Below are 17,264 nucleotides of genomic sequence, written 5' to 3'. Positions count from 1 at the left end.
CCCGAAGTGTGCAAAGCTTCCGTCCACTCAATAGTACTTAGCAATACTTAATTAATAGCCTGCCGATTCTAGTTGTATTAATTTTTCTTGATGTTGTTGAAAAATTTACGTAAAATGCTTCTTGTAAATTATATGAAATTACGCCGAATAACGAGAAAATGTAGGGCAAAGCACTTGCCGTTCGTGTAGAGTCTTAGAGTCTTGGTACTACTTGCCTAGAGCATACTCCGCAAACGTAGAAGCAAGCTAGCAAGAGCGTCTTTGTCATGAGAAGGATAAAACTACCGCAAAGTAAACATATAGTAATACGTATTTTTGACTAGATAACTTAAATTCAAATTGCTAAATTATACATATATTTTTCGCAGAGCGTCTGATACAAAAGTAGCTTTTTGCAAAGTAAGAATAAGTGTTTCAGAGGGTTATTACGTAAGTCTCACAGATTTGTCTATCATTTTTCGCTTTGTCAGCATCCCTAGTTCGCCGTGGCGGTTATGATAAACTGACAGTCAAAATAAAATAAAAATGGCAAAATCAAACGCCTGCACCACAAAAAATAATATTCTTAAATAATATTCTTTTGGAATTAGGGACTCTTAACTGGAAACTGGTAAAGAAAAATTCGTTTTCTTCCTCTTCCCGATTCTGTCCTTCCCTATGCGAGCCTTTCTAAATATCCAATCCTTTACATTAAAAAATTTTAAATCCCGTGACTTTGAGCCTGTCTGTTGCTAAATCTCATCGCCAACCCTGGCCCGGACTGATAGAAGCCTATCGAGAATATTTACCTGTCAGCGAAAAAACTCCGATTGTAACTCTGTTGGAGGGTAACACACCCCTAATACCAGCGCCTGCGATCGCAGAACGCATTGGCAGACAAGTGCGGGTTTTTGTAAAATATGACGGTCTCAATCCCACCGGCAGCTTCAAAGACCGAGGGATGACTATGGCAATTTCCAAAGCCAAAGAAGCAGGCGCGAAAGCAGTAATTTGTGCCAGTACGGGTAACACCTCAGCCGCCGCCGCCGCTTATGCAAGGCGTGGGGGTATGAATGCCTTTGTGCTGATTCCCGACGGTTATGTGGCGCTGGGTAAATTAGCCCAAGCTTTACTGTACGGTGCAGAAGTATTGGCAATTAAAGGGAATTTTGACCAAGCCTTAGAAATTGTCCGCGAGATGGCTGAAAGCTATCCAGTGACTTTGGTAAATTCCGTCAATCCCTACCGCCTAGAAGGGCAGAAAACAGCAGCCTTTGAAATTGTCGATGTGCTGGGTGATGCGCCAGACTGGCTGTGTATCCCCGTGGGGAATGCAGGAAATATCACAGCATATTGGATGGGCTTTTGTCAATATCATCAAGATGGGAAGTGCGATCGCTTACCCCGAATGATGGGATTCCAAGCCGCAGGTGCAGCCCCTTTAGTGACCGGTCAGCCAGTAGCAAATCCCGAAACCCTAGCCACAGCAATTCGGATTGGCAACCCTGCGAGTTGGGAATTAGCGATCGCAGCCCAAACCGCAAGTCAGGGAAATTTCCACGCCGTTACCGATGCCGAAATTCTCGACGCTTATCGACTTTTGGCAGCATCAGAAGGTATCTTCTGCGAACCTGCTAGCGCCGCTTCTGTAGCCGGATTGTTGCAAGTGAAAGACCAAGTTCCTACAGGGGCGACAGTGGTTTGTGTCCTCACCGGTAATGGTCTAAAAGACCCAGATACAGCCATTAAACACAATCACAGTCAATTTAAACAGGGTATTGCAGCAAAACTGGGTGCAGTAGCCGAAGCAATGGGATTTTAAGCATGGAACTAAACGCGATCGTAATAGCTAATTGAAAAATTGCGTAGCTAAACCTCACCAGAGGTATCATAGCCAGGATTTTTCAGTTTAGAGAGTGTCAAAATAATTCTAGATAATTTTCAAACACTAGTCGATCATCTTGTAATGACCAAAACAGACTCATGATATAAACCTCTAAATTTATTTATGGGGGTTATTAATTTTGAATTTTGAATTTTGAATTCGGAGGGAAGCGACGTGACTCATTCTACTGATATTGCCACTTTAGCCCGGTGGATGGCAGCTGATTTTAGTAATCAAGAACAAGCTTTTGAAAATCCGCCTTTTTATGCCCACATTCGCGTGTGTATCCGTCCCCTTCCGTTGGAATTGTTCTCAGGAGTAAGTTTGTTTCTAGAACAAGCTTATGATTTTATGCTCAATCAACCCTACCGGATGAGGGTAATGAAGTTGATTCCGGCAGAAAACCACATTGTTATTGAACACTACACGGTTAAAGAAGAACAAAAATTTTACGGTGCATCTCGCGATCCTGAACGTTTAAAAGGTTTATCCGTTGACCAATTGGAAAAAATGTCAGGTTGCAATATGGTTGTAGAGTGGACAGGTAACAGCTTTAAAGGCAGGGTTGAACCTGGAAAATGCTGCATTGTGGTTCGTGACGGCAAAAATACTTATCTGGATAACGAATTTGAGATTGACGCTCAAAAATTTTACAGCCTCGACCGGGGAAGGGATTTAGACACTGATGAACATCTGTGGGGTTCTATCGCCGGGCCATTTCACTTTGTCAGATGGGGTAGTTTTGCCGATGAAGTCAAGGTGTAAGAAGTGAGGAGTTAAGAGTTAGGAGTGAGGAATTTAAACTCATAACTCATAACTTATTTATAGTCAACCTGGATCAGGACTCTTTAGCGATCGCATAAAGACTATCATCCTACTATCTCTACCTGAAAAACTTTGGATTTGGTTTATGATGTCCATCTAGCGATCGCCTAAAGACTACCAGAAACTCTAGTTAAGCTACTATCTCTACGTCAGAATCCTATGCTATCATGGTTTAACTAGCGCCCTATGGCTACTAAGGTATCTTATAAAGATTAAAGTAGTTAGAGGAATTGTGCTGTGGCGGCATAGCCAAGTGGTAAGGCAGAGGTCTGCAAAACCTCCACCCCCGGTTCAAATCCGGGTGCCGCCTTTAAGGGTTTCAGCCTTTTAGGGCAATCAAAAAAACAGATAACTGGGGTAAATGATATTCAAAGTGATATTCAAAGCCCCAGTCTACCTTTAGACATCCAATGGGTTAACCCTGTTTGCCTCTGTTTGGCATATCTGGCTGACCAGTATTACCCCTAATGTCCTAGCGATCGCCTCAAATACTTAGTAGCTAAGTGGTTTAATGTCATAGGCTATGTAATATAAGTAAAACTAATATGGATAGTCTGAAAGTGCAGATTATACTGATATTTCATATTGACTAAATACCTGTAAGCATCCCACTTGGTATACAGGAATATGGCTAGGCAGAAAGTACAGACAAAACAGATAGCGGTTCGGATGAAGGAATCGACCCTTCAGTGGTTAGAAAAGGAAAGCCTGAGAAGTGGTCAGAGTGCATCTGAGCTAGTCCGGGAAGGCATTGAGATGCTACAGAAGTCCAGAGACACCCAGGCAGTTCAGGGGTTAATCAAAGAGTATTTATTATCCCTAGATCGAATGGCACTAAGAAAAGCCGAAACACTTGCGGTTTAAGCAGTTTGGAATTGCTTTCGTAATTCGTGCCGGGGTTTGGTCATCAAGGGGTAAATTTTTGGGCGACGTTTGCGGACTCGTGGTTCACTTCTACCTGGGCGATCGGGAACAACCTTGTGGGCTATAACTTTTAGTAAAGTGTGATAAATTCGCTGACGTTTTGTTGAAGAAGTAGCTAACAATTCGGGAATAAAGTTATTTAAATGATGGCGAGTACCTTGCAGTGACAGGCGTAACGGGGGAGTACCGTAAGTAGTACCTGCCGACCACATCAAACCACGAAGTAGATTGTAAGCAAGTAAATAAACATAAATTTCTTTGCGTACCATTGAAGGAGTTTTACAGCGTAAAACATCCATACCCAAGGTAGTTTTCAGATGTCTTAAATCAGTTATCAGTTATCAGTTATCAGTTATCAGGCGTATGGTGGGGGATTTAGACCCGCCACCAACGCATTCCACCTGGAGGTGGGGGACTTAAACCCAGGGATAAATAGATCACTGATAACTGTTTACTGTTCACTGTTCACTGTTAAATCCAGGGTAAGCGCATTTCATTTTGTAGCTAAAAATACAGATTATTTGACTAAGATATGTATGAGTGAATGGGATTTGAGCATTAAATACCTTAAGTAGTACGCTAATAAGCAAATTGTTTATTATACATAAGTGTAAGTCTCATGGTATCGGGTTTCAAGTCTCCTAATAATTCTCTTGCTAAAAACTCAAAGGTATTGAGTATAGCGAATGCGACTGCGTTAACAGAAAAGATGGAATCAATTTTTAGCGAAATCAAAGACCCCCGTGTAAAAAGAAACCGTGTGCATTTATTAACAGATATTTTAATCATTGCAATATTATCAGTAATTGCAGGATCTCGTGGATGGGAGGACATGGAGAATTATGGTTTGAGTAAATACGAATGGTTGGAGCAGTTTTTAAAATTACCTGAAGGTATCCCCTGTGCAGATACATTTCGCCGAGTTTTTGAGCGGATTATATTTTAGCGCTTAAAGCCAATCATCCTACGCTTCATACACAAGTTAAAGACTGGTTTGAGCAGCATTTGCAAGGAGGTTTTTCAGGGATTACCCATAGTTACGATCAACGGGTGGAAAAAGGTCATCATCGTACTGAGAAGCGTCAAATTTGGTGTGTTCCAGTTTCTCAATTACCACCTCTACATAATCAAGTTCAGTAGTGCTGAGTACTGAACAATTATATGCTGAGAGGATAGTCAATAACTAACTATCAAGTTCCTCATCTGCACTTTATGATAGGTGTCAAATTCACTGAATTGAATAAAACTTCTACATAAACACACACTGATGCAGCTTGATTTGCTTGAATAGCTATATTGATAGGACATTGATACGAGAGCAATTGACAATCCTGATTATGGCAAGTAAATTCATTGATGTTAGAGAATATACTGTCAGGGCGCACAAAAGACAGATTCATACTCGTGTTTTCCAGTTTGTCTGTAAAGAGTGTAACGATCTGACAAAGCGCGAGACTTTTGGGCCTCGACCCTTATATTGTGAGAGATGTCGCCCTCCCCAAGCGCCTAAGAAATCCCAGCCAGCATCTCACAAAGCAAAACCCAGAGCAATGTCTTACAAAAGTGACATCGATTTAAATTGATTAAACCCTTATGACTCAAAATGGACAATTAGAACCACCTCCAGGTACTTTTCTCTCACCATTGTTGGAATTGCGAGACTATTATGCTCGCCTTACAGAAGAGTATGAACGCCTTTTTGTGCAGGCGCGATCGCAGCTAGATCATGTAGAAGCGTTGTTGTCTAACTGGTCTTTTTCTGATAGCAGCAAGCAGATATCAAGTCTGACGGCGGCTGATGAAACCTCAGATGTGTCCCAAGAAAGCTCTTTGCGGTTTTTATCACCTCTTGATGACATCGACGAAATCAACCTGGTGGAGTCTGTACAGTCAGAACTTGCAAACAAAGACTTGGTAGAGATCGATAATTCTTTTTCTGCTGTTGATACACAAGAGAACCAACCTTCAACTACATCGCCAGATCCAAAGATTGCTCCAGAGAACAACGATAGTTTAACAAAGGTAGCCGAAATCCCCATGCTACCCCAGTATAATCACGCTGTTTCCCGAATGGAAGCCATAAAACAGCTATTGCAAGAGCAAATAGGTACTGTGTGTCATATCGATTTTATCGTGCGATCGCTTTATGGAGAGTTAGATTCTAATCTATTCAAAGTAGTTAAAGGTCGGGTTCAATCTTCCCTCACCCAAGGCAGGGAAAGGAATTACTGGGTAACTGTTCCTGATGAGCCAGGTTGTTATACTCTGGATCTAAGTTTGGTAGCCCCAAGTAACCGTAATGGTGCTTCTAGGAGCATCAAAAACAAAAACAAGAAGCCTTTTATACCCCCAACAAAAGCAGTACCGATGCTTAAAGCCTTTGAGGGTCAATTCTTAATTGATGCCCTCACCTCTCTGTTTGAAGAAAATCCAGGTAAAGTTTTCAGCGTTGCTGAAGTTATCGCCGGAATTTATGGAGAACTAAATTCTCAGCAACTTCGAGAGGTCAAAAATAAGGTGCTGAACGAATTATCTAGAGGCTATCGAACAGGCAGATTCTCTAGGGTTCCTAACCAAATTGGCTTCTATACTTGGGACTCCAATATGATATTGGAGGGTAGTTCTCGTTAGATTGGGCATTGGGCATTGGGCATTGGGCATTGGGCATTGGGTATGATCTATTAGTTCTTCTCCCTCATCTCCCCCTGCTTCCCCTGCTTCCCTTGCCCCTTCCCCACTCCCCTAGCCCAAAAACAGCTTGTATGCCGGATTCTTATTCTCATCCCAATAGCGATAGCCCAGATTATCAAGAAAAGCTTGCCACTCTCCCATCTCGTGCGGGGGAACCTGGATACCAACAACGATTCGACCGTAGTCTGACCCGTTGTTGCGGTAGTGAAAAAGACTAATATTCCAGTCGGGACTCATGGAAGTAACAAACTTCATCAATGCGCCAGGACGTTCGGGAAACTCAAAACGGTAGAGCAATTCATTATGAGCTAAGGGAGAATGCCCACCTACCATGTGCCGCAGATGTAATTTAGTTAGTTCGTCGTCTGTTAAATCAAGAGTTTCAAATCCTTGAGCTTCAAAGTTTTCTACCATCTTGGCAGCATCAGCACGATTTTGAATTTGCACACCGACAAAAATATGGGCTGTTTTTTCATCGGCAATGCGATAATTAAACTCGGTAAGATTACGATTGCCAATACATTCACAAAACTGGCGAATACTTCCCCGTTCCTCTGGAATTGTGACTGCAAAGATGGCTTCGCGGCGTTCGCCCAACTCTGCCCGTTCTGCCACAAAGCGGAGACGATCAAAATTCATGTTTGCCCCACAAGCTACAGCAATTAAGGTTTGTCCCTCGATTTGCTCTCGTTCTGTGTATGCTTTAGCAGCTGCGATCGCTAATGCACCGGCTGGTTCTAAAATTGATCGCGTATCCTCAAACACGTCTTTAATCGCAGCACAAGTATCATCTGTATCCACCAAAATAATTTCATCTACATACTGCTGACACAAACGGAAGGTTTCTTCACCTACTTCTCGCACCGCCACACCATCAGCAAATAACCCTACTTGAGACAAGCGCACCCGATGTCCAGCTTTTAGCGATTGAGACATCGCATCAGCATCTACTGGTTCAACGCCAATAATCTTGATTTCGGGACGCAAGCGTTTTACATAAGCCCCAATCCCAGAAATTAATCCGCCCCCTCCAATCGCTACAAAAATCGCATGGATGGGTTGCTGATATTGTCGTAAAATTTCCATCCCAATTGTTCCCTGTCCAGCAATGACATGAGGATCATCAAAAGGATGAATAAACGTCAAACCTTTTTCTATTTCTAATTCACGGGCATAGCTATAAGCATCGTCGTAGGTGTTTCCATGTAAGACGACTGCTCCCCCCCTCATTCTAACTGCGTCCACCTTGACTTGGGGCGTGGTTACTGGCATAACGATAATCGCTTTGGTTCCTAAGCGACTGGCTGCAAGGGCGACTCCCTGAGCATGATTTCCCGCAGATGCGGCAATTACACCCTGGGCTAATATATCTGGTGGCAGTTGCACCATCTTGTTATAAGCACCCCGCAGTTTAAAGGAAAATACTGACTGCATATCCTCACGTTTCAGCAGCAGTTGATTATTCAGCCGCGCAGACAAGTTTGGGGCATACTCCAGTGGTGTTTCTTGGGCAACATCATACACACGGGCAGTCAAGATTTGGATGAGGTAGTCGCAAAACATGGGCGTCAAGGTGTTAGCAAATGCCGGATGGAAACTAATTTTACGTTACAAGCGATCGCACTGGTTTTATTTAATTACACTCTCTCAAAATTTGGAGTGAATAAAATTTACAAATTACTAATACTGTTTGAAGAGAAATCAGTTCACTATTAGAAAAGTATCTACACAGCTAGGTTTAAGCCTAGTTGAGGTGTGTAGGGGAATCTTGATACTCTCACAACGAGTTGATCTATTTACGGAATTAAATAGATCGTATCCTAAGCGTTGCCAAGTGCGGCTTAAAACTGCACTTGGCAACATTCGTGCTTGTATCCCCTTACTTTCAGGGGGATATCAATAAGGTCTAAAACTAAGAATTTAACTCAAAAGTCTTGAGGGCAGGCGCCTTGTCTACCTTTTTTTGTGCTTTGGTTGACTAGAGTATTTACCACAATCCAACTACAAACTAAGCCGATTTAGTAAAAATTGATAGGATGACCAAAATAATATTAGTGGTCTGTCTCATTAATCTTGATGAGTTCTTAGTAAGCACAAAGCGTGCTTAAAAATCCCGGACTAAAGTTCTTATTACGAACTTATTTATGAAGAAACAATAAAGATATAAAGATACCATTTACACAGAATTAAATCTAATTTTTTTGAACCATCAATAGCTTTTTCCTATCTTCAAATTGATGCTATTAATACATTTTTTTTGTAAAAGCTGCTTCTAGGTACTACACATTTTGTAGTTTTAAATGCCAAGCTATGCATATCAAATACGTAGGGAAATAAATCAATGCTTACTCTTCAAAAACTATCATTAGCCTTAGTTGGAACAGCAATTTTTTCCATGAGTACTAACCCAGCCGGCGCTGTTAGCCTGACTATAGGAAATTCTACATCTGTTGCAGGAGAAGGTCAAAAAACTAATATTCTAGGAACTAAAACGATCGACTTCAATTTAGGGACAGCAACCGATCCAAACGGATTTGCTACTTACTCTGGAAGCAATGGAATTGTCAAAGGGAGTATAACTAATCAATATGCTACTCCCTTGGGTGATAACAGCTATTACTTAACAGTTGCGCCCTCAGGACTTCAGAATATTCCAGGAAGTGGTAATGAAACTATTACCTTTGCTAATCCTATTGATTACTTTGGGTTCTACTGGGGGTCTATAGACGCATATAACTCTGTTTCGGTCTATAGCGGAAGTAATCTAATAACAACATTTAATGGCAAATCTGTTCCAGGCGCTTCAGCCGATGGTAATCAGACTAGTCTGACAAATAATGTTTATGTTAATTTTTTAGCAAATACTAGTAAAGGAGAGACTTTTGATAAAGTAGTTTTCAGTTCAACTGGTATTGCATTTGAAACTGATAACCATAGTTATAGGCTAGCTAGTGTCCCTGAACCTACTACAATATTGGGCTTATTAGCGTTCGGCGTTGTGAGTGTTGGTTCATTTATGAAACGGAAATCAAAGTTAGTTTAAAATAATCTATTCACGCTGTTTTAAAAAACAACAATATCCTTCTCGTTTTAAGATATAAAACCCAGCAATAAATGCTGGGTTTTAATTTTGATATCATCAAAAAAATATCAATTCAAAATCCCAATTTTTTAACTGTTTTTAGGTAAATGTCTCAAATAATACGGTTTTTTAGACAACAATCAGATTTGTAGAGAAGCTACGTCCGCCGTTGACATTAGCGAAGTGGTAGCGAGTCTTCTGGGGAGACGCCAAGGGCGATAGCGCAGCGTTAGCGAGTCAGACGCTCCTACGTCGCTCTAAGCGAAGCCATGCCGCAGGCTTTACGCTACGCTATCGAGCGTCACGAGCGTCAGCCTCTTGTAGAGTTTGCATCGCAAAGTTTTTCGGTCTACTGACTATATGCCTGATAATTAATAAGGCAATCTACAGAGAGCAAAGATGCAGACTCTCCAAAAACTTACACTCCCAAGTATGGGCTGCGGGACTTGGGCCTGGGGCAACCAACTGCTTTGGGGATATCACGAAAGTATGGATCACCAATTACAAGCGGTGTTTAACCTTTGTGTAAGCAACGGTGTGACTTTATTTGATACAGGTGATTCTTACGGAACTGGCAGATTAAATGGTCGCAGTGAGCTACTTCTGGGACGATTCAGCCAAGAATATGTAGGTTTAGGCAAAGAAAATATTTGTATTGCGACTAAGATTGCTGCTTACCCGTGGAGATGGACACGTAAATCAATGGTAGAGGCTTGCAAGTCATCTGCCCAACGTTTGGGAAGAAACGTAGATTTGGTACAAATGCATTGGTCTACAGCGAATTATGCTCCTTGGCAAGAGGGAGGACTGTTAGATGGACTTGCCGATTTGTATGAGCAAAGACTAGTTAAGGGAGTGGGACTATCCAATTATGGGCCTAAACGGCTTAAGCAAGTGCAGAAAAAGTTTGCTGAACGAGGCGTTCCTATTAGTACTTTGCAAGTTCAATACTCTTTGTTGTCTACATATCCTGTCACCCAACTAAAGCTCAAAGACCTTTGTGATGAGTTGGGAATTAAACTTATTGCTTACAGCCCTCTGGCTTTGGGGCTATTGACTGGGAAATACTCTGAGCAAGGCCCTTTGCCCAAAGGCATCCGAGGTCTGCTATTTAGGCAGATATTACCAGGAATGCGATCGCTTTTGGCATGTTTACAAGAGGTGGCACACTCCAGAAACAAAACTATGTCTCAGGTAGCAATTAATTGGTGCATCTGTAAAGGAACCATCCCTATTCCTGGAGCAAAGAGCGTGGAACAGGCTAGGGAGAATATTGGTGCATTGGGTTGGCAATTAAACGCCAGCGAGATTGCTGAGTTGGATAGGGCAGCAGCGAATGCAGACAAAAAAATGGTACAAAATATATTTCAAACTAAGTAAAATTTCAACGTTGCTGAATTTGAATATGAATCATTATTATCGTTAGTTACTGTCTAGCAAAAGCTAAGTCACTTTCAATTAACTTAGCACCTGTGAGGTTAGCCCCACTCAAATTGCAGAAGTTAAAATTTGCCCCTCTGAGGTCAGCTAACGATAAATTAGCTCCTGTTAAATCTGCATTAGTAAGGTTAACTTCACTTAAGTTAGCACTACTTAAATTAGCCCCCCTCATATCTGCTAATTGAAGGTCTGCCCCCTTTAGGTTTGCCCTCATTAAATATGCCTTACTCAAGTCGGCTCCACTTAAATTAGCTTCACTTAGGTCTGCTGCTGTTAAATCAGCTTTACTTAGATTGGCTTGACTGAGGTCTGCCCAACTCAACTTTGCATAACTTAGATTAATTTCGCTCAATTTCGCTGATGGAAGTACTGCACACCTCAAATTAGCATTAATAAAAAATTTTTCTCCCATTGCATAACGGCGTAAAATTTCATCAGTTGCTATTCTGTCTAAAACAGCTTTGGATGCGCCTTGATAACACCATGCAGCTTCTAATAGTTTGGTAGCAGTGTTAACAGCTACCTCATCACATTTATCTATTATCACACCATTGCAGCCATCCCACTGACCGTTAAGCATAAAGGCAATTTCACTAGCGGCAGCAATTGAGTCAAATAGTAAAATAGATTCCTTGTGCCTTTTTAACCAGCTATTCCAACCAATCGAGATAATATTTTTCATTTGTATAAGTTCTGGCGCGTTAAGTGACGATTACGGCTCTAACTTCAAGATATTCATAAATGCTTACTCTATCTCTGTCTTAAATTATTTATTCAGAGCTAGTTCTGCCAGACACAAGTATAAAAAACTGGACTTCGTTTTTCAAGATTTCTCTCTTATGCGCTAGCTAGTGACAGAGCGCTGCACAAAGACTTACAACACTGATGCAGCCCATCTACAGCGCCCAGTCACTAAAAAGTTACAACTGGATTAGGTATAAACTCTGCAATAACTAAGTCCTAAGCAGCTGAGTCTGAGCGTTCTATTTGCTGGCGAATTGTCTCAATAGAAGCATTAATGCCAGCCAGTCTGGATTCTAAATCATCTCGCATCCAAATCAAGAATTTTAATTTCCGCTCTAAGCCAGCTTTGCGCGAAATGGGTTCGCTTCCATAACAGGCATTACCCCAAAAAGGAAACATAGTTTACCTCTGTATTTAGCTTTTGTAACAGCGCAATATATTGCACTACTACACTACATTATGACTAATCACAATCAGACTGGTGTGTGTAGCAACCGACCTAAATTTGACGTGCTTAACGAACTTTGCTAAAAGTTATCAATTCAACTGGCAGAGTTTACTATACTGCCATCTATCGAATGTGGTGAGGGTGCGATGGCGTATCTGCCCGCCGTAGGCATCGCATCCCATCAAATGGGAACCCTATTATATAATTGCGTTCCTGACCGCCATGAAATTATTAAATTTTCTCAAGTCCAAACTAGCTATTACAGCCTTAGCGATGCCTGCGGCGGTAAACTACGCAGTAAACATGACTGTGATTGTCATTGATGTACATTCTTCCGGTTCAAATCCCCCCATTGTTAAGAGTACAATTACCCAGCCTCAAATACATATTCAACTTGTTCATACACTGACTGGACATAAAAAAGCGATTTTTGGTGTTCCAGCAATTGTCATTAGCCCCGATGGGCAAACCCTGATTAGTGGAGGTAGAGATGATACAATTAAAACCTGGAATATACGTACTGGAAAATTACTGCGTAGTTTAGACGCTCACTCAGATGGTGTTACATCAATTGCTATTAGTCCAGATGGCAAGCTGATTGTAAGTGGTGGGATAACTACCCCAACAATGAAGGTTTGGGATTTACGCACTCAATTAATGCTTAACATCGGAAGTGAACATACCCAGCCAGTAGAAACCGTTGCTATTAGTTCAGATGGTAGATTGATTGCTAGTGGCAGTGACGATCGCACAATCAAACTTTGGGATTTACACACGCTTAAGCTGCTTGATACTATTGCTGCACACTCAGGCTTTGTAAGTAAGGTTGCAATTAGCCCTGATATGCAAACCCTTGTAAGTGCTGGGGGTGGCGGCGATGACAATACAATTAGGCTCATTAATCTGCAAACTAAAAAAACACGCCATATTCTCAAAGGACACAAAACCGGAATTGATGCTATTGCCATTACTCCAGATAGCAAAAAGCTAGTCACTGGGAGTTTTGGTCAACTTGTTTCTCGAAATCGTGCAATTAGCACCCTGAAGTTATGGAATCTTCAAACTGGAAAATTGCTGCATGAGTTTCCTGACAATTTTAGTTCAGTTGAATCTCTTACCATCAGCCCCGATGGAAAAATTCTAATCTGCGGTAATTTTGATGGCAGTATTAAACTGTGGAGTTTAGAGACTTTGAAACTCTTGCACACTTTTCAGGATGGTTCCAGTTCCGTTTTAGGGCTTGCTCTTAGCCCAGATGGTAAAACCCTCGCTAGTAGCAATGAGGATGGCACTATCCATATTTGGCAAATTAACTAACTGCATTAGACATCTGATGAAAATGAATTGTTTTGACGTTGCATTGCAAGGTCTCTACAAGGGTTTCAGGTAACGATATCATACTTAATACTATTTTGATTTTCGTGCCGATTTGGGCGGTGTTCGGTGTGCGCCAAAATACTTCTCACTGCGATAGCGCAGCCATACCCGCAACACCTGCGGAATCTGCTCTTTTTGTTCTTTGCTCAGTGTATTGTAAAGGAAGATTGCGCGATCGCGCTCACCCCGACAGGCAGCGTTATTGTGAGCATCCCAATAGCTGCGGGCTACCCGAATCCGCCGACAGACTTCCTTAATTAGCGCTTCTCCTGTGAGTGGAGCGTCCTGGTTTGCCATACTCAGATGCGATAAATTTCTAATGCGATCGTAGCGAGTCAGACTCATTCTCGCAATTACAACCTAAACAAGTCAAACTCACAAATCGATTTCACTAGACTTTAGACACAGACTGCAAAAGTAACTCAGCAATTAAATCCTGTGAAAACATAAATTTATTCACTCCTAAGTATGGTGATTATCCATATTGTTTCATCTTTAAAAGAGATTGATGCTCGATAGAATAATTTATGCGTATTCATCATCTTAATTGCGGTTGTATGTGCCCGATTGGTGGGGCACTCTTCGACGGTTTTAGTCGTGGGCTAACAGCCTGTCTCGTCTGTCACTGTCTGCTTATTGAGACAAATCAGGGACTCGTTCTCATAGATACAGGCTTTGGTCAGCGCGATGTCAAAGCGCCATTATCAAGACTTAGCCCCTTCTTCATGAATTTGAATCGTATCAAGTTTGAAGAAAAATACACGGCGGTTGCAGCTATTGAGCAGCTCGGCTTGAACCCCCGCGATGTCCGCCATATAGTGCTTACTCATCTCGATTTTGACCATGCAGGCGGGTTGGAAGATTTTCCCGAAGCAACTGTGCATGTAATGCTCAGTGAGATTGAAGCAGCCAAAGAACGGCAAGGCTTTGTCTCATCTCGACGTTACCGCCCTGGCCAGTGGGACGAAGTAAAAAATTGGAAGTATTATTCGCCTGGTGGTGAACCTTGGTTCGGCTTTGAGGCAGTACGTAACCTCGAAGGACTACCGCCCGAAATTCTCCTAATACCGCTCGTTGGTCATACACGGGGTCATGCAGGTATCGCTATTGAGACATCCGAAGGTTGGCTCTTACATGCAGGCGATGCTTACTTTTACCGACACGAAATCGGCTCTCCTAAACGAGTTTGCACACCTGGTCTACGTGCCTACCAATCGTTCATGGAGGTAGACCGCAAGGCTCGACTTTCTAATCAAGATAAGTTACGGGCGTTATCGCTCGACCACAGTAGTGAAGTGCGCCTCTTTTGTAGCCATGATGCGATCGAGTTCAAAACCTTCGCTGACCAAGATAATTCGCAATTGCAGGACAATTTGCGCTCAACAGCTTCCAATTAGCTCAAAAACTCAATGCATCTCAACAAAATTATGCGGTTTTTAAGGTTCTGCAATGAAAAAATGTTGAGCAGATTTTCTTTGTTCTGAATGTCGCATTTTTTTAAACATCTGTTACATTACTTTACAGACAGTCACAACTGCTACAACACTTGAACTTTGGAGTTTTACTGATGACAGGTTTTAAGAATCCTGCCCCTATTGTTTCAGAAGATCCTAATGCTGTGCGTTTTGGCTTCACTCCTCAGAGTGAAAACTGGAACGGTCGTCTTGCGATGATTGGTTTTTTATCTGCGATTTTGATTGAAGCTTTTTCTGGTCAAGGCTTACTCCATTTCTGGGGTATCCTCTAAATTGATGCTAGCAGGGTAGCACACCCGTGCTACCCTTAACTGCTCAGTCCACGCAAATAATTCGTTTCTAAGGGACTTCCAAAAAAAAATTATCCATTTACTCAGATAATATTTTTCATTCTCCCCCTGCCTACACCGCGATAGGATATTGTTTTAGTTGGAAGTCTCTAACCTATGGTAGTTATTGGAATTGGTGCAAAATATTATATTTTTCCGGTTTAGCCAAAATATAAGTGAATAATTACTTTACATTGAATATGTATAGCTAAAACTCATGGAAATACCCCAACGCGTATCAGTCCGCTACAAAGACGCGTCCTTCAACAGTAATGAAATCCGTTTGAAAACTTTTCGGCTTGGTTTGCAAATATGGGAAGAACAAACTAAACCTAGAAAAACAGAGCTTTATCAGTTTATATCGTCGTGCTTGAAACAAGTTGACCGCCAAGATCGTTTTATGTTTTCTCTGCTGTTCATAGAATTAACAGACCTCATACGCAATTCTTCGCTGGAAAGGGGGACAAAAGAGGTTTTGATTAAAACAGCTTTTAGAGAGTTTGCTTGTGCAATAACAGACTTTGAAGACGTTGGCAAGTAAGGTTGGTTATGAGGGTACTGGTATTGCGTAAGTGTAGCCTAACCCAGGCATCGCCCTGAAGTCAGCTAACCTAATTAAATAGGATATTTAGTTAAGTAAGCAGCTTTCCCATCAGATTAGTTTGTTCGCTGAATGCGCGGATGGGTAGGTGTTCGGGAAGGAGTGACTCAAAAAATGGCTGAATTGCTCTATATGCAAGAACTTGAGAGCGTTAGAATTTCTAAACCATCCGCGCACCTTATGGGGACTAGTTTTCAGCCATTTGTTTCTAGCCAAATTACAACTCGTCGTGTTACTGACTTTTCCCGTTATCTCCTTGATTGAGCGATCGCTTACTATACCCCTAGCTCAAAGCCCTATTCTCTCGTGATTTATTGTCACTAATATTAAGTTATTGAGAATATACTATAGTCTGAAACTCCTGCTGCTTCGTTGTTTCATGACTTAACGGGAAAAGTCAGGTCGTGTTATGATTTTTGCATTCGCGCAACCGAACCTTGAAAACCAAATAGAGCAAGACTTTCAGAAGCCTGCATTGCAATTATCTAAAATCCCTATTAGGGATTGAAACAATACTATCAAAATTGTTGAGTCTTTAGAGCCAGTTGCAATTATCTAAAATCCCTATTAGGGATTGAAACTAGACTCAAATACATCTATTCAACAAAAGCACAACTTGCAATTATCTAAAATCCCTATTAGGGATTGAAACACAACTTTCATTGGTTGACCATTAGTTGAAGTACCATTGCAATTACCTAAAATCCCTATTAGGGATTGAAACTATTATACCAAAATATACCTATGGATGACACAATTATTTACCCAAGCTATTTTCGCATATTTGAATGTAGGAACGGGCGTTGGTTCATTAAAAATCTTGAAGTCTTCGTAACTTTCAGTACAACAAATCACGAAGACATCAAAACACTCTACGGCATCACTGAAGGGCAAATAGTAATTGAATTATTCCGAATTAATGGGGGTAAATCAGGATATTACTTAGCAAACATTCAAGATAAAACATACTATTACTGCGTTGACCGCAACGGGGTAAAAAGCAAATTACTTGAGTTAGGCATTGGGCGAATAGACCCATTGGAGAGCATGAATGGCTAAATCAGCATATCATAGGCACCTACAAAGAAAATCCCCACACTTGGGGCAGGGACTTACTCTAAACAGCTATCAATACAAAGGCAATTAAGATACTTTCGATTGCTGCCATAGGATGAGTTTCAATTCAGAGCAATAGCAACCCCCATCACTAATTTCTTCTTCGTGGTCAGCTAGCCAATCATAAATTAGTGTAGCTTTTGCTAATGCCACTTTTTCTGAACGATAAAGCCGAGGAGTAGGGCAATAGGCTTGGCCATTGATATGTATAGCTGCAATTTGCCAATAATCGCTCTCTGGTACAATTTCTAAAAACCCGTTACTGTAAGGCTGGATTATTCCTATGTTCATCTACAACCATCAAACTTTAAAATGAAGAGCAAAACAAAGTCGATACCAGCCAATTCT

At 41.4% G+C, this 17,264-nt stretch carries 19 protein-coding genes and 1 tRNA gene; 14 read left to right on the top strand and 6 right to left on the bottom strand.

The genetic code is table 11. The features are described 5' to 3' along the window. Positions 1-709 precede the first annotated feature (709 nt). From thrC to CDC33_RS03035, 4 genes are all read left to right on the top strand, one after another. Positions 710-1,801 carry a threonine synthase gene (thrC, locus tag CDC33_RS03050; RefSeq protein WP_109007240.1) on the top strand — a complete coding sequence of 364 codons (1,092 nt, stop codon included), beginning with the start codon at positions 710-712 and terminating at the stop codon, positions 1,799-1,801. 237 nt (positions 1,802-2,038) lie between these two features. Further along, on the top strand, positions 2,039-2,629 hold the full coding sequence (locus tag CDC33_RS03045; RefSeq protein WP_109007239.1) for a chromophore lyase CpcT/CpeT: 591 nt from the start codon (positions 2,039-2,041) through the stop codon (positions 2,627-2,629). 299 nt (positions 2,630-2,928) lie between these two features. After that, a tRNA-Cys gene (locus CDC33_RS03040) sits at positions 2,929-2,999 on the top strand. Between the two features lie 317 nt (positions 3,000-3,316). Next, positions 3,317-3,553, top strand: a complete 237-nt coding sequence (locus CDC33_RS03035; protein ID WP_109007238.1) for a hypothetical protein — start codon at positions 3,317-3,319, stop codon at positions 3,551-3,553. Here CDC33_RS03035 and CDC33_RS03030 read toward each other — a convergent pair. Next, complete coding sequence (locus tag CDC33_RS03030; RefSeq protein ID WP_219929997.1) at positions 3,550-3,882, bottom strand: hypothetical protein; 333 nt, start codon at positions 3,880-3,882, stop codon at positions 3,550-3,552. The two genes, CDC33_RS03035 and CDC33_RS03030, sit on opposite strands and share 4 nt — an antisense overlap. Positions 3,883-4,232: 350 nt before the next feature. On the opposite strand from CDC33_RS03030, the gene CDC33_RS41870 reads away from it, so the two are divergent. From CDC33_RS41870 to CDC33_RS03015, 3 genes are all read left to right on the top strand, one after another. Next, positions 4,233-4,559: a transposase family protein gene (locus CDC33_RS41870; protein ID WP_439956585.1), complete on the top strand. Its 327-nt coding sequence runs from the start codon at positions 4,233-4,235 to the stop codon at positions 4,557-4,559. 391 nt (positions 4,560-4,950) lie between these two features. Beyond that, the gene (locus CDC33_RS40155; RefSeq protein ID WP_094352238.1) at positions 4,951-5,196 is read left to right on the top strand and encodes a hypothetical protein; all 246 of its coding nucleotides are present in this window, start codon (positions 4,951-4,953) and stop codon (positions 5,194-5,196) included. A gap of 10 nt (positions 5,197-5,206) precedes the next feature. After that, on the top strand, positions 5,207-6,244 hold the full coding sequence (locus CDC33_RS03015; protein WP_109007237.1) for a hypothetical protein: 1,038 nt from the start codon (positions 5,207-5,209) through the stop codon (positions 6,242-6,244). Positions 6,245-6,355: 111 nt separating this feature from the next. Here the strand turns inward: CDC33_RS03015 and ilvA are convergent, their stop codons facing one another. Continuing rightward, positions 6,356-7,867, bottom strand: coding sequence for a threonine ammonia-lyase, biosynthetic (gene ilvA, locus CDC33_RS03010; protein WP_109007236.1), 1,512 nt, complete (start codon positions 7,865-7,867; stop codon positions 6,356-6,358). A gap of 778 nt (positions 7,868-8,645) precedes the next feature. Between ilvA and CDC33_RS03005 the strand changes: the two genes are divergently transcribed. Continuing rightward, positions 8,646-9,347 carry an Npun_F0296 family exosortase-dependent surface protein gene (locus tag CDC33_RS03005; protein ID WP_109007235.1) on the top strand — a complete coding sequence of 234 codons (702 nt, stop codon included), beginning with the start codon at positions 8,646-8,648 and terminating at the stop codon, positions 9,345-9,347. 438 nt (positions 9,348-9,785) lie between these two features. After that, positions 9,786-10,766 (top strand): aldo/keto reductase, encoded by a 981-nt coding sequence (locus CDC33_RS03000; RefSeq protein WP_109007234.1) that lies wholly within the window; start codon positions 9,786-9,788, stop codon positions 10,764-10,766. Between the two features lie 46 nt (positions 10,767-10,812). Here the strand turns inward: CDC33_RS03000 and CDC33_RS02995 are convergent, their stop codons facing one another. Then, entirely contained in the window at positions 10,813-11,508 is a 696-nt protein-coding gene (locus CDC33_RS02995) for a pentapeptide repeat-containing protein (protein WP_109007233.1), read from the bottom strand. 278 nt (positions 11,509-11,786) lie between these two features. Beyond that, positions 11,787-11,969, bottom strand: coding sequence for a hypothetical protein (locus CDC33_RS02990; protein ID WP_109007232.1), 183 nt, complete (start codon positions 11,967-11,969; stop codon positions 11,787-11,789). 271 nt (positions 11,970-12,240) lie between these two features. On the opposite strand from CDC33_RS02990, the gene CDC33_RS02985 reads away from it, so the two are divergent. Next, complete coding sequence (locus CDC33_RS02985; protein ID WP_109007231.1) at positions 12,241-13,335, top strand: WD40 repeat domain-containing protein; 1,095 nt, start codon at positions 12,241-12,243, stop codon at positions 13,333-13,335. A gap of 90 nt (positions 13,336-13,425) precedes the next feature. On the opposite strand, the gene CDC33_RS02980 is transcribed toward CDC33_RS02985, so the two are convergent. Further along, the gene (locus tag CDC33_RS02980) at positions 13,426-13,692 is read right to left on the bottom strand and encodes a Precorrin-3B methylase (RefSeq protein ID WP_109007230.1); all 267 of its coding nucleotides are present in this window, start codon (positions 13,690-13,692) and stop codon (positions 13,426-13,428) included. Between the two features lie 260 nt (positions 13,693-13,952). On the opposite strand from CDC33_RS02980, the gene CDC33_RS02975 reads away from it, so the two are divergent. The 4 genes from CDC33_RS02975 to CDC33_RS02955 all read left to right on the top strand — a co-directional run bounded on the left by CDC33_RS02975 (position 13,953) and on the right by CDC33_RS02955 (position 16,859). Continuing rightward, a complete protein-coding gene (locus CDC33_RS02975) occupies positions 13,953-14,792 on the top strand; it encodes an MBL fold metallo-hydrolase (protein WP_244919119.1) in 840 nt (279 codons plus the stop codon). A 170-nt stretch (positions 14,793-14,962) separates the two neighbouring features. Next, entirely contained in the window at positions 14,963-15,142 is a 180-nt protein-coding gene (locus tag CDC33_RS02970; RefSeq protein ID WP_012407782.1) for a CAB/ELIP/HLIP family chlorophyll-binding protein, read from the top strand. A gap of 274 nt (positions 15,143-15,416) precedes the next feature. Beyond that, positions 15,417-15,740, top strand: a complete 324-nt coding sequence (locus tag CDC33_RS02965) for a hypothetical protein (RefSeq protein WP_109007228.1) — start codon at positions 15,417-15,419, stop codon at positions 15,738-15,740. Between the two features lie 804 nt (positions 15,741-16,544). Beyond that, positions 16,545-16,859 carry a hypothetical protein gene (locus CDC33_RS02955; protein WP_109007226.1) on the top strand — a complete coding sequence of 105 codons (315 nt, stop codon included), beginning with the start codon at positions 16,545-16,547 and terminating at the stop codon, positions 16,857-16,859. Positions 16,860-16,943: 84 nt separating this feature from the next. Here CDC33_RS02955 and CDC33_RS02950 read toward each other — a convergent pair whose 3' ends face one another. Continuing rightward, entirely contained in the window at positions 16,944-17,207 is a 264-nt protein-coding gene (locus CDC33_RS02950; RefSeq protein WP_109007225.1) for a hypothetical protein, read from the bottom strand. Between the last annotated feature and the right edge of the window lie 57 nt (positions 17,208-17,264).

Source organism: Nostoc commune NIES-4072 (assembly GCF_003113895.1).
GTDB classification, from domain to species: Bacteria; Cyanobacteriota; Cyanobacteriia; order Cyanobacteriales; family Nostocaceae; genus Nostoc; species Nostoc commune.
This window is presented reverse-complemented; position numbering and strand designations above follow the sequence as displayed.

Coding starts and splice junctions, on each gene's coding strand:
- CDC33_RS03035 (WP_109007238.1), top strand. CDS start 3,317: ATGGCTAGGCAGAAAGTACAGACAAAACAGATAGCGGTTCGGATGAAG.
- CDC33_RS03030 (WP_219929997.1), bottom strand. CDS start 3,882: ATGGTACGCAAAGAAATTTATGTTTATTTACTTGCTTACAATCTACTT.
- CDC33_RS41870 (WP_439956585.1), top strand. CDS start 4,233: ATGGTATCGGGTTTCAAGTCTCCTAATAATTCTCTTGCTAAAAACTCA.
- CDC33_RS40155 (WP_094352238.1), top strand. CDS start 4,951: ATGGCAAGTAAATTCATTGATGTTAGAGAATATACTGTCAGGGCGCAC.
- CDC33_RS03015 (WP_109007237.1), top strand. CDS start 5,207: ATGACTCAAAATGGACAATTAGAACCACCTCCAGGTACTTTTCTCTCA.
- ilvA (WP_109007236.1), bottom strand. CDS start 7,867: ATGTTTTGCGACTACCTCATCCAAATCTTGACTGCCCGTGTGTATGAT.
- CDC33_RS03005 (WP_109007235.1), top strand. CDS start 8,646: ATGCTTACTCTTCAAAAACTATCATTAGCCTTAGTTGGAACAGCAATT.
- CDC33_RS03000 (WP_109007234.1), top strand. CDS start 9,786: ATGCAGACTCTCCAAAAACTTACACTCCCAAGTATGGGCTGCGGGACT.
- CDC33_RS02995 (WP_109007233.1), bottom strand. CDS start 11,508: ATGAAAAATATTATCTCGATTGGTTGGAATAGCTGGTTAAAAAGGCAC.
- CDC33_RS02990 (WP_109007232.1), bottom strand. CDS start 11,969: ATGTTTCCTTTTTGGGGTAATGCCTGTTATGGAAGCGAACCCATTTCG.
- CDC33_RS02985 (WP_109007231.1), top strand. CDS start 12,241: ATGAAATTATTAAATTTTCTCAAGTCCAAACTAGCTATTACAGCCTTA.
- CDC33_RS02980 (WP_109007230.1), bottom strand. CDS start 13,692: ATGGCAAACCAGGACGCTCCACTCACAGGAGAAGCGCTAATTAAGGAA.
- CDC33_RS02975 (WP_244919119.1), top strand. CDS start 13,953: ATGTGCCCGATTGGTGGGGCACTCTTCGACGGTTTTAGTCGTGGGCTA.
- CDC33_RS02970 (WP_012407782.1), top strand. CDS start 14,963: ATGACAGGTTTTAAGAATCCTGCCCCTATTGTTTCAGAAGATCCTAAT.
- CDC33_RS02965 (WP_109007228.1), top strand. CDS start 15,417: ATGGAAATACCCCAACGCGTATCAGTCCGCTACAAAGACGCGTCCTTC.
- CDC33_RS02955 (WP_109007226.1), top strand. CDS start 16,545: ATGGATGACACAATTATTTACCCAAGCTATTTTCGCATATTTGAATGT.
- CDC33_RS02950 (WP_109007225.1), bottom strand. CDS start 17,207: ATGAACATAGGAATAATCCAGCCTTACAGTAACGGGTTTTTAGAAATT.